The sequence below is a fragment of the Halorubrum sp. AS12 genome, from assembly GCF_051122765.1.
Lineage (GTDB): Archaea > Halobacteriota > Halobacteria > Halobacteriales > Haloferacaceae > Halorubrum > Halorubrum trapanicum.
In genome coordinates, this window is record NZ_CP185385.1 from 1190303 (window position 1) to 1205683 (window position 15381).

Below are 15381 nucleotides of genomic sequence, written 5' to 3' on the forward strand. Positions count from 1 at the left end.
TCACGCCCACAAGGTGTCTATATTTCGCATCCGGCTCTGCTTACTCGCCTCGCGTGCTGTCAGTCCCGGCTCTCGTCCGAGTCGGGTTGGCGTCGTCGTCACGAGTGGCATCCCGAGAATCGGTCTCACCCAAGCTATTTGATTCAGGGATGCCACCTGCTGTCGCCGCGGCAGGCGGGTCGAAGACGTACCTGACATCGTCGTCCAAGACGACATACCGTGGCGTTGCATCCGCCCGCTCGATTACCCGGCGGTCACTGTCGATAGCGACGTTGACGAGGTCCCGCAGCGAGTCGAGTTCGGCGACCGTCCGATCGTCATCCGTCGGGACGCGCCCGGTCGAGATCCACTTGTCGAGGTCGTCTCTCGCCCGGACAAACTCGAGCCGGGTCCACTCCGCGTCGCTCACGGCAAACAGGTCGCCGCGCCGAGCAAGTACGGTTACACCCGCACCGAGCAGTCCGACGACCAACAAGATTGGACCGCCATACAGGGCAAGCGGCGAAGGCTCGACGGGAACCTCGACGGTCTGAGTCGCCTCGTAGGTCTGGCCCTCCGTCACCGATTGCTCGACGCCGTAGGTGTTACCGGTCGGTTCGATCGTCAGGCGGTCAGTGCGTGCGTCCACAAACCGGTCGTTTTCGACCGTCGTCTCAAGGCCGGTCTCGGCGACAACGGCGATCCGGGTTGTGCCCGGAGACGCCCCAACCTGTTCTTCGATTTCGGCGACACGCTGGCTCAAGGCCGTCGTATTTGCTTCGAAGGCGATCCGACGTTCCTCACCGGAGTCGAGCCCTTCAACCGTGACCGTCTCAATCGTTTCAGATTCGCGCCAGTAGACGGTCGGCTCTCCTTGGGTCCCCCCCGCTCCGGCATCGACGGCCTCTATCACCATCCGGAGTTCGACGCTGCCGTTAGCCGGCCCGCCGTCACCCTGGGGGGTGACAACGTACTCGCCATCGAGCACCGGGGTGATGCGGGTGAAATACAGCGACCGATTCGTGAGTCGGTCGCCCTCGGTGAACGTCGCGGTGCCGTTCACGACATCAGCTCCATGGGTGAAGCCAGTCTCAACCGACCAGGTGCCCGCGACCTCCGTCCGCGTCTCGGTATCGGGAGCGGTCTGGGCCTGATACGTGAGGTAGCCGCCACCCGCCGCGAGCAGAAGACACACAACGAGGACGAGCGGGAGGTACTTCGAGAGTATTGCGCGATCACCGATCGAGACTCTGTTGCGAACCGCTCGCCGGAGTCGGTCCGGATCGCTGACGACCCGACGAATGCGTTCGATCCGAGTCGTTTCGTCTGGTCCTGTTCTGGCGTCGGACGCGTCTGGATCGGTCCCGTCGCTCATTCCTCACCGGTCGGGGACCCGTGGTCGGCTGACGGTCGCGTGGCCCCAATTCGCCGTCCATTCAGCGTATTCGCCCCCCGCCGTCGGTCCGGTGTGTTCGCTCCTCGACGCCGGCCCGAACCGACCGCTTTCCGACGTCGACTCGTCGTCGCCGAACGACCGTTCATACGCACGAGACATTTGGCAAGAAACATGTGTCTTTCGCCGCACCGAACCGGGCCCACTCCGCCGCTCCCAGTGCCACTCAGTGGCAGTATTTGGATAAGCAGATTCCATGCGAAAGGAGCGCTTGGAGCCAATTTTTAGCAGAACCTGGGTCACATGACTACACGCATTTGAGAACTGGTTTGGTCGCCGTTTTACCCAAATCAACCAAATAGAGCCAGATCCCAAGCCCCATTGCCGACTCGAGTGCTGCCCTTCACAGAAGAAGATCTAGTTCAATACAACTACAATCGACGCTGAGAGCGATAAACGAAGGCATCGACCACTCCGCCGTTTGACTACTTCACCCTTCGGCCTTATCTCAACATCTATCTGCCCTCATATCAACCCACAAATTTATTTTTATTGCTACTACGCCAATTGGTGTGCTGTAGATGTCAGACATACATACAACGGGGTCCTTAGGGGAGGACGTGTTCAGCATTCTCAGCAACCAACGGCGGCGGTATACGATCCGCGCGTGCCAGCAGCTCGACCCGCCCTTCGAACTCGGCGAGCTCGCGGAGTATGTCGCGGCCGAGGAGTGCGGCAAGCCGATATCGGAGATCACCAGCGAGGAGCGCCGCCGGGTGTATAGCTCGCTCCAGCAGGTACATCTCGACAAGCTGGAAGACGCTGGCGTGATCGAGTGCGAGCGGAAGACGATCAAGCCGACGGAGCGACTAGAGGAGTTGGAGTTCTATCTAGAGGTCGTGCCGGGCGACGAGATTCTATGGGCGGAGTATTATCTTGGACTGGCGGGGGTGGCTGCTGCCTTGACTGCGGCCGTGTGGGTCGGGTTGTATTCGGAAGCGATACCGCCGATCGCGTGGCTAGCGCTCCTCGTCGGGGTGCTCGGCGTGTCGGCAGCAGTCCACTACCTACAGACGAAGCGCAACCGGCTCGGGGTCACCGACGGGGTGATCGGTGATGAGTGACGACCGCGACTGGCGGGAGTACACGCGTCGGAGTGCGTTAGGGCTGATGATCGTTGGAGGCGGTACGGTAATCTCTGAGACGATAGGGTTTACTCAGTATTCGATCGGAACGTGACGCAAGTATTGAAATCATCGATGACAGTACTAATAATTCGATCCTGGCAGTCAATAATTTTCCTGCTACCTTATCAACTAACGATTCAACCGATATTTCAGTGTCGAATAAAACTGCCAATACCGAAATAGAAGTAACAATCACCGACGAAGGGGCTGGATTAGCATCAATCGATCCCTCTTCGATCACACTAACTGCGGACACGACAAATAACACCGTAACACTAACAGCCGGAGACTCATCCTCAACGAATAATACTGTGGAATTTTATGCGAATGCGACAGATGATAGTTTGACTACGGAAATACATCGAGATGTTGAAATAGAATAAGATTCAGTCAACATCGCCCACAACGCCCGCATGGACGGGTGATCGGTACCCACCAACATACCATGTCAGAAACCGTCTTCTCGTCGATTAAGCGCACGCTCAGCGCTGCCGTGCGTGCGCGAACCTGGTGGTTATAGTTCCGCGAAATGTTGCTGAAAGCCACCGTCTACAACCCCCCCCGTCGGAGCGTCCGATACCATGAATCCGCCGCCATGTACCGAAACTACAGTACCATATATTCTTATCATTACTGAATAGACGATCTATGCTCATACCGTTATTGAACACTTTTCTAGGGATCAGGGAGTCATTGATCCGCTTCAGCATACTTCTCCGTATCTTCAGTGAGACCATGAATAAGTAGTTATGGGGGGTACACGCTACTACCCCGAAAAGGGGGAGATCACTAATGGTAGCCATGAACCGTCGAAACGTCCTCATTGGACTCGGTACAGCAGCGGCAAGTAGTGGTGCGGTATTCGGTTCGGGTGCGTTTACAAGCGTGAATGCAGACCGCGACGTTGCTGTTGAAGTTGTGGACGCGAGCGAGGCGTTACTTGGTATTGAACCTGAAGCGAATACGACCAACTTAGACGGAAACAGTTCAGAGTTCGTTCACGTTGGTGGTGACTCTGTTTTCACTATCGGTGAAAACCCGTCCGCCGATAGCCCTGCGACTCTCCAGGTTGAACCTGGATCGGAGATTGATATCGACTTAGCTCTGTCAAATAATACTCAAAATAGCAACGCCATCCAATTCGTTGTTGAAGCGGTCGATGGTAACGGAAACGATCGGAGTGGTTTCATTGAATTTAATGTATCAAACTCAACTACTAGTACTACTGCTCTTCTAGATACAAGCTCCAGCCCGCCAGCCAACGATACCAATGATCTCGCTGGTAGTGTCGACTTAGTTAGTGACACAAGTTCAGATACTGGCACAGGTGTTGTTGCTGCTATTGATTCTGGCTCAACAAGTTCCAGCGATTACGGGGGCTCTAGTGCGGCACCGATCGAAGTTGGAACAGTCAGCTTCACTGGAGATCCAACATCGGATTCTGATATAGTTACTCTTACATTTAAAGCACAGACTGTTGATGGTACCAATATCAATAGTGGTGCCTGAATCGTATTAGCAATCAACACTCTGAGGACAGATTGATAGAACCCATTACCGATCCTGAATATGTATCCAAGCGATGTTCCTTCAGATGCTGTGTCGGATAGGGATCGGCTGTCGGCGATAAGTAATCGGCTATGAACACACGACGAGAATTACTAGCAAGCGTGACTACCGTCGCGGGAGTTGTCGGGCTCACGTTCGCCTCCGGAGCGTTCACACAGGTGGAAGCCGACCGAACATTCGACGTCGGACTCGCAAGTAACGACGCTAGCTCCCAGCTAGTTATCGAGGAGAACTCCGACTTGGAGTCTGGCGCTATCGAGCAAGGCACCGACGGGGCGTTCACGATCAACGCGAGTAACGTCGCGCCGGACGCGCACACCACCTACGGTGAGTTCGAGACCATCACCGATGCGACGAGTCTCGAACGGGGGGTCTTCGTCGTCAGAAACGAGAACGACACCGGCGAAGACATCGACGTCACCTTCGAAATCGGGTTCGAGGCCAACCCGGACGCGATGGTCGAGCTGGCAGTCATCGATCCCAGCGAGGACAGCGTATCGGTGGCAGACACAAGTGGTGCCGGTGTGACGATATCGAACGTCCCGTCCACTGAGGGAGAAACGACCGACGACGATGCCGAGATCGCGTGTGGTCTCCTCGTTGATACGACCGTCGGGGCAACAGACCAGACGCTGAACGTCACGCTCACTGTCGAGGCCGTGCGCTCGACCACGACGACGTAACACGCATCGTTCCGAAACCGACCGAATCGACCGCGGATCAGACACCGATCGACCACGGACACAATGGACCGCATCCCCCCAGGCCGAGAGTCGGCGCGTAGCGCAGCAGTAACGGATCACATCCCGCACATGCGCAGGACGTTCGCGCCGGGCATCCCCTCGGGGACCCCCGACGCCGACCCCGGCCCGGGACAGGGACAGGCGGCCCACCCACAGAGCGATCGATTCGGACCCACAACAGCCCACGGGACAACCCACTAATGAAACGACTGCTGCTTGGACTTCTCGCGGTCGTCCTCGTCTCTGGAGCCGTTGTCGGCACTGGAGCGGTCGACCAAGTGTTCACTGACGCCGACGACGTGGAGATTGAAGATGACGCAGTCGTCCTCCAGCCGGCCGACTCACCCGAGGGCGACGTCTATGCTGATTTCGTCGCCACGGACTCGGGCGAGAATCTACGCGTCCAGATCGACGATCTAAATCAGCTCGCCACCAGCGAGGTCGATAACGTCTTTACGGCGACGTACAACGGCAATCAGGAGGCCCGAATCCATTTTGAGGACACTGGCTCCGATGTCACGATCTATGATGTGGAGACCGGTGAACCGGTTGAGACCGAGAACGACGCCGTGGTCCTCACGTCGAGCGACGACCAGCGTACCTTCGGCGTCAGAGTGACCGCCGACGGAGAGACTGACACGGCGGTCCTCGACGGGGCCACAGTCGTCGCACGCGCAGTCAACCCCGCTTTCCAAGTGAATGATGTCGAGACGGTTCAAGAAAGCGTCACCGCCGGCGAAGACGTGACCGTCCAAGCAACCATCGAGAATCAAGGGGATGGGTTCCCACGGACGGTCACACTAAACGCTGCTAACCGCGAGAACAGCGTTGCATCCCGGACTGTCAGCCTCGATCAAGGCGAGACCCGCACAGTGGAGTTTCAATACTCCACGCGCGCGGCCGATGTGGGTGACCTCCGCTTTGGCGTGGATACCATCGACGACGCGCTCGACCCCGCCGCCGACGGCGCAGCGGTTGTCCAGGTCGCCGAGCCGACCTCTGAGTTCGACGTCTCCGAGCTCTCGCTCGGCCCTGAGTCGGTCACGGCCGGCTCGACGGTCAACGCGACCGTGACCGTCGAGAATGTCGGCGCCGATGAGGGCGAGGGGACAGTCGAACTCCTCGCGAACGAGGAGAGTGTCTCCGAACGCGACCTGACGCTTGACGTTGGCGAGACGACCACAATCGAACTGCCCTACGTGCCGACCCGCGGCGTCGCAGGGGGCGATGTGAGCATTCGGGCACAGACCCCGACCGCAGAGAGCAACGCCGGGACTGTCTCCGTGACCGATCCGGTCACGTTCGACATCGACGAGGACGGGATCGACACGGACACGATAACCCTCGATGAGGACGGCGAAGCAGAACTCGTCGTCGAGCCCACAATCTCGAACGCTGCCGCCGAGGGCGGCCCGGGCGGCGAAGCCCGCGTCTGGCTCGAGTTCGGCACCGAGCGCGTCGACTTCGCCACGGAAGAGATCACAGCCGGCGAGACCGGGACCGTCGAGCTGGAAGCTGAAATCGACGAACGCGACCTCGAGGACGTGGCGAGCGCCGACCGGGCAGTGACAGTGTTCACCGAGAACGATACGTCGGGTGAGACGGTGACCGTCCAACAGCCGGCCGAATTCGACGTCGCAGTGGATGACGTAACCACAGAAGTCGCACGCAGCGGCCAAGTCACCGTTGACGCCACGGTTGCGAATATTGGTGGGGCCGAAGAGACACAGACGGTCTCACTCGATGGATCGGGACTGACCGGCGACGAGACTGACGTGACACTCGAGGGTGGCGAAAGCGACACGATCACGCTGACAACAGACGTTGAGGCGTCGGCCACGCCCGGTGAGACCGAACTGACTATCGATGCCGGCGACGACGAGGAGACCGCAGTCACGAACGTGCTTCAGCCGCCGACATTTGACCTTACGGTCACCGCCGCCACAGATCCGGTGTTTACTGACGAGACGTTCACCACCGACATCGCGGTCGAGAACGTCGGCGGCGAGGCCGGCGAGGAGACTGTCGAACTCCTCGTTGACGGCGAGTCGGTTGATGAGGCGACGATCAACGTAGACGGCAAAGCCACCGAGACAGTCACGCTCGAGTACGATGTCGCCGGTGAAGGTGTCGAACCAGGCACCCTCGACATCATGGTCGAGGGCTCGGATGACTCAACTGATGGGAGCGTCGAGGTGCTTGAAGCACCCGCAGAACCGTTCTTCCGTGTCGAGAACCCGACGTTCGAACCGGGCGAAGTCCCGCAACTCGAAGGCGAGGAGGTGACTGCAGAGGCGACGGTGCGCAACACCGGCGATGAGACAGGAACCAACACTGTCGTCTTTGCCGTCGACGGCGAGGAACTCGCCACCGAGCAGGTCGAACTGGACAGTGATGAGACGGCCAACGTCGACTTCTCGGTCGCAGCAACCGACCTGTCTACCGGGGATCAAACATTCACGATCACGACTCAAGACAGCGAACGGGCGGCCGATGTGACGGTGCGCGAGCCCGAGCCGGCAACGTTCGAGACCGAACTCACCGATCTCAGCCCCGACGACACGCTCGCCAACGGCGATGAGGTCACTGTCGAGATTGAGAACACGGGCGAACTCGACGCTACCGCGGCAGTAGAACTCACGTACGGAACGACAGAAGTTCGTTCCTTCTCCGACAACGCAACCCAAGAGGGAGTCGCCGTCCCTGCCGGCGGGAGCACGACTGTCGACCTCACGGTTGATCTCAGTGAATCTCGCACGTGCCGGTGGGTTCGACGGTGAGGCCGTCCTTGACGTGGCCGGCGACGACGAGGCAAACGCCTCCGTCCCCGTCACTCTCGAGTTCGGTACCGGAGCCGACGCCGTCGAGACCGCCGTCGGGACCGGCGCCGACACGGATGTTCCAGCGTTGCTCGGCGATGATCCCGGTATCGACGGCTCCGTGACTGTCGATGAGCCGGGTGTCGCTGTGAGCTACGTCGGTGACGGACGGATGGACCCGGACATCTCAGGGACTGTCTTCGAGGTCGACGCAAACGAGGTCGTCCTCGATGGGATTGATATGGGAGCGGCCGACGCGAGCACTGCGACCGGGATCGCGGTTGAGGACGGTGCGAACGACGTCGTCCTCGACGGCGTTCAGATTACCGGGAGCGATTGGGCCCAAGCCATAGACGTGTCTGGAGACCGTACGGAGATCCGGTATGTAGACATTAGAGACACGGATAACGGAGTCGTCAATGTCGGCGATGGTCTTATCGTTCGCAACAGCCAGTTCCGTAATAACGACGGATACGCAGTTGAACTGACGAGCGATAGATCGGGCAACAGTGCTTCAAACGCCACAATCCGCGACAATAACTTCGTCGGCAACAACCGCGCACTGTTCGCGGACGCGGGCAGCCACACGATGAAAGCGAACAATATCGAGCGCAACGATGCGGCAATCGAGACCGTCGGCACCGAGAGTCAGGTGTTCATTGACGCACCGGACAATTGGTGGGGGAGCGCCGCCGGCCCAGCGGTTGCAGAGAACCCAGGTGTCTCCGAGGAAGAGGCAGACATCCTCTCAAACGTCGAATTCCCCTCGCCTGAGTCCGCACCCTACAACGACGCAGTATTCAGCGTTGTCGAACCTGAGTCGGACACCTTTGAGGTGACGCAAGGCGAGACGCTCACTCTTGAGGCGACAATTCGGAACGACGGCGGCACCGCGGGTACTTCGAACCGACAAACCATCGAGCTACTCGTTAACGGGGGCGTGGTCGATACACAGACCATCGACGGGCTCGGAACGAACCAGTCTGAGACGGTCGAACTTGCGTATACCCCTCCCACAGCCGGCAGCGACGATCTCTCCGCCACAATCCGCTCTGTAGACGACAGCGTGCTGGTTAACGTGAGCGTGACAGAACCGGTCGCGCCTGGAAGTGGCAATGGGGACACTGACGGTGACAGTGATGGCACCGAGGGTGACGATGACAGTGGCGATAGCGGTGAGACCGCCGATGAACCGCCGGCACCACCCGAGGATCTCGACGAGATTGAGGTGACCGCGGCCGAGATTGAGGTTCCGGAAACACGTTCGGGAGGTGACCAACAGGTTGCCGAGTTCGACACGGTGGATACTGTCGAATCGATAACGTTCCAGACAGATCAGCAGGTTGGAGAAGTCCAGGTGTCGGATATCGAGCCGGACACGAACGCCATTGACACACCCGGATCTGTCGTTGCGGTTCAGGACATTACCGTCCCGAATGAGTCGGCCGACACGGCCGCAACGATCGAGTTCAACATCTCGCAAGACCGGCTCAACGAAATTGAAGCACCTCCAGAAGCGCTCCGTGTCTACCGCGGCGTCGACGACGGACAAGAGCCACTCGAGACGAGCGTCGAAGCTGTGGGTAACAACACGACTACAGTCACCGCAGAGACGCCTGGGTTCTCCGTGTTCTCGGTGAGCGCGGTGAGTGAACCGGACGCTGTGATTAACCTGGGGTCGGACTCAGTCGAAACCGGTGACGAAGTGGTTCTGGCCGGGACTGACTCCGAAACAGAGTACGGCGAGATCGTCGCCTATGAATGGTCTATTGCCGGCGAGACTCTCACCGGCGAAACCGCCCAGACAGCGTTCGATGAGGCCGGAGAGTACACAGTCGAGCTGACTGTGACTACTGACGCCGGCGAGACGGACACGACCACCGCCGATATCGTCGTCGAGGCAGTTGGCGACGGCACCGATGGTGACGAAACTACCGGCGACGGTACAGCTGATGACGAAGCGACCGACGACGGAACTCCCGGCGACGGTACAGCCGATGACGGAGCAACCGACGACGGGGACATTGACGGTCCGGTTGAGGAACCGGGGGCCCTTGATACGGGCGTGATTGCTGTGGTCCTCATCTTAGCGCTCATCGTCGCTGCCGGTGTCATACTCCTCCGGCGTCAAGATTGAGTCCCCCCACAATTTTAGCTAATTTCAGGCGCTAATCCCTACCTCAAGGAGCCGCCGAAGGTGGCGAGTAGTAGGGGGAGTTCACTTGTGAGGGGATGTCACAGCACCCCCGGCGAGAGAGTAGCAGCTACCACACACCTGAGCAAATATACGACGTGATAACTAGTGGTTAATAACTATACACTCTCACGGAGCGTGTCCACATATGGATGGTTCGAATTATTTCGAATCGGCGAGGGGCACCAGTTTCTACGCCGTCTCACACAGGCGCCCCAGCAAGCGTCGATTCCTCGGAGAGCTATCTATTTTGCTTGTGATTCCGTGTGTGTTACTCGCGTTGTTCACGCTGCCAATTGAGATAAGACAGGCGTACGCATTCTCGTATACGGAACCGTCACTAGTGACAGCGTTCACCGCCCACTACATTCATTTAACGCCGTCACACCTTATTGGAAATCTCATCGGATACACACTGTTAGCGACGGTAGCGTATGGGCTTAGCCTCGTTGCCGGATATCGGCGATTCTTTTTTATCTCACTCGTGACGTTCTTGCTCGGCTTTCCATTTGTGTTGTCTGGAATGAACCTCGCAATCCCACGAAACGCCATCGGGTTCGGCTTTTCTGGGATCAATATGGCATTGTTTGGGTACGTCGCAGTCATGCTCGTCACCATCACTGACAATCGAGCCGGTTCTGACGGGAAACACTACCCACCGGCGCTATTCTTTGCGTCTACAACCTATATCGCGATCATTGCGTTGCCCGTATCCGCGATATCGATGGGACTTATACTTGTAGGACTTGGTACTGCGATTTCGTACGGACGCGTTGGGGCGCGCCACTCAACGCGATCGGTTCAGGACACAATCGCTCGTGTATTCACGATCCGAGGTGAGGCCGAACTCGTCGCCGTTGGAACGGTTGTGTTATTTGCGTACCCGGTTGTCGGTTTTCCGACGCCAACACCCGGCGGATCTCGTATTAATATCTATATCCATTTTGTAGCCTATGCCTTAGCATTCATCGTCGTCTTTGTCTCGTTGCTCGTCGATCGGTCTGCCCGGTTCTGAGATCTGTCCGCTGTATTGTGACGAGTCTGCGGTTTTGATCTCAGATTGATTCTCTGGGCAGAAGCTCCCGATTGTACTCGTGGGTAACTAATATCAACATTAAGTATCGAAAGATATGTGTAGTTTGAGTAACCAGAGACTGGGAATGCGATCGTGGCTCCCAACCTCGTCACCGACACCGCCACAACTCGAGGCGGAAATTCCACACGCTCACCTCCATCAATTGCTCGAGCCGCTTGTCGTCGTTGACGGCCAGACGATACTCAATATTGGTGGAGATGCTCTCGTAGCTACCAGTGTGGACGAACAGGTTGTCACTGCCGTTGAAGCTACACTACACAAGAGCCTCTGTCACAGCTACGAAGCGGTACCGGGGAGTATTGCGATCGATGCTGGGGAATTGTTGAATGTGCTTACGGCGGAGCGCAACACCGGGGTCGTACAGCTTCACTACGACTCTGAAGACTCAACACTCCAATTCACCCATTCCTCGTTCGTCCACACGCAGACCGTTGCGGTTGATGTTGCCGTTGAGAAACCGGAGATCGATGGCTCCCCGGACACAACAACATACCATCAGCGTAACGACCTCGCACACGCACTCCAGTATTTCACAGACCACGCATCCGTTGTAGCATTCGGATACGATGACTCGAAAGATGAGTGCTACCTCGAAGAGGCCACAATCGGAGATACTGCTCTGGAGACAACAACCCGATTTCACTGCCCTCGCGAGCAGCTACCAGGTGCTAACCCGACTGAATCGGTTCGTTCAGCGTTTTCGACTACCAAGCTTTACGCGCTCGTCGAATCAGTCCCGCCAGAGACGCTCATCCGCGCCGACTACACAGAAACATTCCCCCTCCGACTCTCCTGGGATCTCACCGGTGGAGATGGAATTGATCAGGGAACACTCACAGAAGTCTCAGCGCTACTCGCCCCATACGAGGTTCCCGACACACCGACCGCGGAGTGAGCAACGATCCAAGGCTGCGCAACCCAAAAATACCTCAGTTCGATTCGTGAGAGGGTTGTACCGCAATCACCTACACCCGGCGTAAACGCCGGGGTTTGTCAGTGAACTCCCGGTCTACCCGCGTGATACGGTGGGCGTGAAATCGCCGCTCCCATTCACTGTTCCTGACTTCAGGGCAAGGTGATTGGTTGCCCCTCCGGAACCAGACTTACGCCGATTCCGGAGATACCGCGCTGCTATGTTTCGCGCCGCGTTGTAGTCGCTGTGTAGCTCTTTGCCGCACTTCTGACACACAAACTCATCGCCGTCGCGGTTATTCTCATGTGTGAACCCACACTCGGTATGACTACACTGCTGGCTTGTGTAGGTTGGATTCACCACTTCAACAGTGATTCCTTCAGCTTTCGCCTTGTAGGTTATCTTCCGCGATAGCTCTCGAAACGCCCACTGCTGGAACTTTGAGAGATCCGACATCCGCTCTCGGATATTCTCTAAGTCTTCCAGTACAATCGTCTCACACCCGTTGGCGACAGCCTCAGTAACTACCTCTTTCGACACATGGTGTAGATAGTTCTCGCTCCAATTGGCGAAGCGATCACCAATCGACTGGATTGTGAGATGGGCTGATCGCGTTCCGGTCTGTTGTAGGTTGCCGCGTCGGCGTTCGTATTCGCGGCGTTTGTGGTTCAACAGGTCTGCGTTACCGATGAACGCACCGGAGCTGGTCACAGCGAGATACCCGTCTACGTTGCGATCTACGCCAAGGACTGTTCGGCCCTCGGCTTCTTCCTGCGTGTCGTCACGTTCCTGCTTGACTGAGACGTGGAGGTAGTAGGTATCTGTCTGCTGGTCGTATCGGAGCTTCGCCCCCTGTTTGTCCCATTCGTCTGATTCCATGTACTCAGCCTGAATGGAATCGTCTGGATAGACGTATTCGGCTTTTACACGACCACTGCCGTAGGCGGCAAGCGTACAATATCCATCAAAATAGCTGATTGCACTGGTATTGTAAACGGTCGTGTTCGACGTGAACACCGGCTTGGAAACTTTCTCACCCTCTTTCATGCGGTCAACGACACCACGGAGTGCATCGGCGGCATGGTTGACCGCAGCAACACAGAGGTCAGAGTGCAATCCGGTTTCGTCTCGGATGTCGTCGTAGAGGTATGGTTGAAGCCGGGAGCGAGAGGTAATCACGTACCCGTCGTTGTTGCCCTCCCATCCTCGATCAGCGAACCGCTGGGCGGCGTTCCTGAAGGTATCCATTGTTTCCTTCAGGTCGTCCCGGCGGTCGTTGGGAACGGAGAGTTTCACGACAGCGGTACGTTGAAGCTCCATCTACACATCACATGTGGTGCTATGTATTTATATAAATTGGGGAGTTGGTTAGCATTGTGTTTTGTGGTTGGGTGTTGCTCATGGCGCGATTCCCGCCCGCCGTGAACGGCGGGACTCCCTCGCTGTATTAGGTGGAGCCAAGCCGCACCGGCGACTGCGGACTGAACGCACCGCGTACGAGACCGTACACAGCGCCACAGACGACACTATGACCGACTACCGCACCCAGACTCCCGAAATGGAGGAGGGGGACGTCGCTCCCGGTGACGACGGCAAGTGGCACAGGGACAGCGATCAGCCAGACACCAACACCAAAGATGAGACCGACACCCGCAGTTGAGAGGGGGTCAATCCGCGTTGGTTCAGACAAGCTAACCTCGAGTAGTCCCACACAGAGCACACCGAGCGTCCCGCCAGCAAGCAGGGTCAACAAGCCACCGACAAGCACACCGGTGCCCCCGACAAGGCGTGCGACAAGAGGAAACCCATACTGGACACTATCGGCGATCCAGAGGACGAGCGTCGCGAGTGCGCTGGCAAGCCCGGTTGCGAGCAAGATGACAACTGCGTGTTCACGCGGTCGACGAGCAACAGGTCCGACGCGCCGAATGCGACCCGCAGCCCAAAACCCGGCAATTGCGATCAAAAAAATAGTGATGGAGCCAAACACGCTCGCCTCGTACTGGGCTCTCACGGCCGGACGATCGAGTGTATAGTGAAATCCAAATAGGTCTGTCCACGGCGTGTTGTGAAACGCATACAACGTCTCGACGAAGACAGGCGCAATGTTGTGGATGTCGGGGACAAGTCCCCAGACACCTCCAAGTGGGATCAACCAAAGTGCGTGCTCACGGTCGAACTCGTATCGGAGGACAACTGGCACCGCTGTGGTGAGCACGCAGGCGGCGCCAATTAAGAAGTGCGCGATTGCGGGGGCCATACGAACGATTTGAGAGAGAAGCGAGAAAAATCCGCGGGTGACAGCGGTACCAGACAGGGATTCACGAGGTCACATGTAGGCCACTGACGGGGGATCAAGTCAGGAAAACAGCCGACGCAACTGCGCCCGCGAGAAGAGCGTGGTCGGCCGGTCCATATGAACGCCAATTTCGCCATCAAGCACGCTCAACCCGAGGTGTTGGAGCGGTTCAGGCAGAGAGTAACACCGCCGAATCAGCGATCCAAGCTGGATCTCCGTCGCGAGGGCATCGCGCCACGCACTCTCATACGTGTCGAGTGTGGATGGCATCGTCGGGTCGATTGTTGACGCCGCAATGTCAGCTGCCGTCATGCTGTACAGGATCCCACCACCAGTGAACGGCTTTGATTGGGCGGCAGCGTCTCCAACGAGGAAGATGCGATCAGTCGTGACCGAATCGGGCGGGCCAATCGGGATGGTACCTGAACAACGACGGGAAGGCTCGACAGCGTACGCCGTTGTCAGATCATCGAACAGCGACCCCACCTCGGCGCCCGGCGGGGCCGCAAGTCCGTATTCGACGCCGGCGTCTCCACGGGGAATCCGCCAGGCAAAAAACGTCGGCGCGGTGAGATGGACATCAACACGATCACCATCGTCGGGCGTGTCAGTAAACGCCAACACTCCATGGAGGTGTTCAGATGGAGCTGCGAGCCCAGCGCGATCGCGGACCCGTGAAGTGGGTCCATCACACCCGGCGACCATATGACTCTCGAGGGTTGTTTGGGTCCCGTCTGGTGTCGTGACTGTCACAACAACTCGATCCGACCGCTCATCGACATCAACAAGGGTGTGATGTTCGCGGAGGTCCGCCCCGGCGTCAGCAGCACGGCGGGCAAGCGTCTTATCGAGCCCGACGCGGTCAATTACGTGTGAGATGACTTCAGATTTATAGAACGGATATGCTTTCGAGTCCGGCCCCCCTACGTGAAACCGAGCTCCCGAAATCCGATTTTGTAGCAGATCGGCTGCCGCACTGTCAGGCAAATACTCCCAAATATCTGTTGAGACGTGTCCAGAACACGCCAGTGGTTTCCCGACCTCGCCTTTTTCCAGTAGTGCCACGTCATATCCCTCACTGGCCGCTTGATACGCAAATCGTGACCCCGGAGGGCCAGCGCCAACGACGATGAAATCGTACATGGACACCATCAGTATCTACTTCCCAAAATAGCCACCCCTCCGTGTT

Annotated in this window: 11 protein-coding genes and 1 pseudogene; 8 read left to right on the forward strand and 4 right to left on the reverse strand. The window is 57.8% G+C overall.

Translation table 11 applies throughout. From position 1 onward, the window contains the following. Positions 1–40: 40 nt before the first annotated feature. Positions 41–1354 carry a DUF5305 domain-containing protein gene (locus ACODNG_RS06010; RefSeq protein WP_434522835.1) on the reverse strand — a complete coding sequence of 438 codons (1314 nt, stop codon included), beginning with the start codon at positions 1352–1354 and terminating at the stop codon, positions 41–43. Positions 1355–1953: 599 nt separating this feature from the next. Here ACODNG_RS06010 and ACODNG_RS06015 point away from each other — a divergent pair. The 8 genes and pseudogenes from ACODNG_RS06015 (at position 1954) to ACODNG_RS06050 (ending at position 11875) form a co-directional block, all read left to right on the forward strand. Then, positions 1954–2496: a DUF7344 domain-containing protein gene (locus ACODNG_RS06015; protein WP_434522836.1), complete on the forward strand. Its 543-nt coding sequence runs from the start codon at positions 1954–1956 to the stop codon at positions 2494–2496. A gap of 461 nt (positions 2497–2957) precedes the next feature. Continuing rightward, positions 2958–3196, forward strand: a pseudogene (locus tag ACODNG_RS06020) (hypothetical protein); the annotation flags it as partial. A gap of 155 nt (positions 3197–3351) precedes the next feature. Next, a complete protein-coding gene (locus tag ACODNG_RS06025) occupies positions 3352–4068 on the forward strand; it encodes a hypothetical protein (protein WP_434522837.1) in 717 nt (238 codons plus the stop codon). A 161-nt stretch (positions 4069–4229) separates the two neighbouring features. Further along, complete coding sequence (locus ACODNG_RS06030) at positions 4230–4811, forward strand: hypothetical protein (protein ID WP_434522838.1); 582 nt, start codon at positions 4230–4232, stop codon at positions 4809–4811. A 260-nt stretch (positions 4812–5071) separates the two neighbouring features. Further along, the gene (locus ACODNG_RS06035; protein WP_434522839.1) at positions 5072–7651 is read left to right on the forward strand and encodes a CARDB domain-containing protein; all 2580 of its coding nucleotides are present in this window, start codon (positions 5072–5074) and stop codon (positions 7649–7651) included. A 13-nt stretch (positions 7652–7664) separates the two neighbouring features. Next, positions 7665–9827, forward strand: coding sequence for a PKD domain-containing protein (locus tag ACODNG_RS06040; RefSeq protein ID WP_434522840.1), 2163 nt, complete (start codon positions 7665–7667; stop codon positions 9825–9827). A 205-nt stretch (positions 9828–10032) separates the two neighbouring features. Next, on the forward strand, positions 10033–10899 hold the full coding sequence (locus ACODNG_RS06045; RefSeq protein ID WP_434522841.1) for a hypothetical protein: 867 nt from the start codon (positions 10033–10035) through the stop codon (positions 10897–10899). A gap of 145 nt (positions 10900–11044) precedes the next feature. Further along, positions 11045–11875 carry a hypothetical protein gene (locus tag ACODNG_RS06050; RefSeq protein ID WP_434522842.1) on the forward strand — a complete coding sequence of 277 codons (831 nt, stop codon included), beginning with the start codon at positions 11045–11047 and terminating at the stop codon, positions 11873–11875. Between the two features lie 114 nt (positions 11876–11989). On the opposite strand, the gene ACODNG_RS06055 is transcribed toward ACODNG_RS06050, so the two are convergent. From ACODNG_RS06055 to ACODNG_RS06065, 3 genes are all read right to left on the reverse strand, one after another. Continuing rightward, positions 11990–13213, reverse strand: a complete 1224-nt coding sequence (locus ACODNG_RS06055; protein WP_434522843.1) for an RNA-guided endonuclease InsQ/TnpB family protein — start codon at positions 13211–13213, stop codon at positions 11990–11992. 127 nt (positions 13214–13340) lie between these two features. Continuing rightward, positions 13341–14153 (reverse strand): hypothetical protein, encoded by an 813-nt coding sequence (locus ACODNG_RS06060; protein ID WP_434522844.1) that lies wholly within the window; start codon positions 14151–14153, stop codon positions 13341–13343. A gap of 99 nt (positions 14154–14252) precedes the next feature. After that, positions 14253–15335 (reverse strand): geranylgeranyl reductase family protein, encoded by a 1083-nt coding sequence (locus tag ACODNG_RS06065; RefSeq protein ID WP_434522845.1) that lies wholly within the window; start codon positions 15333–15335, stop codon positions 14253–14255. Between the last annotated feature and the right edge of the window lie 46 nt (positions 15336–15381).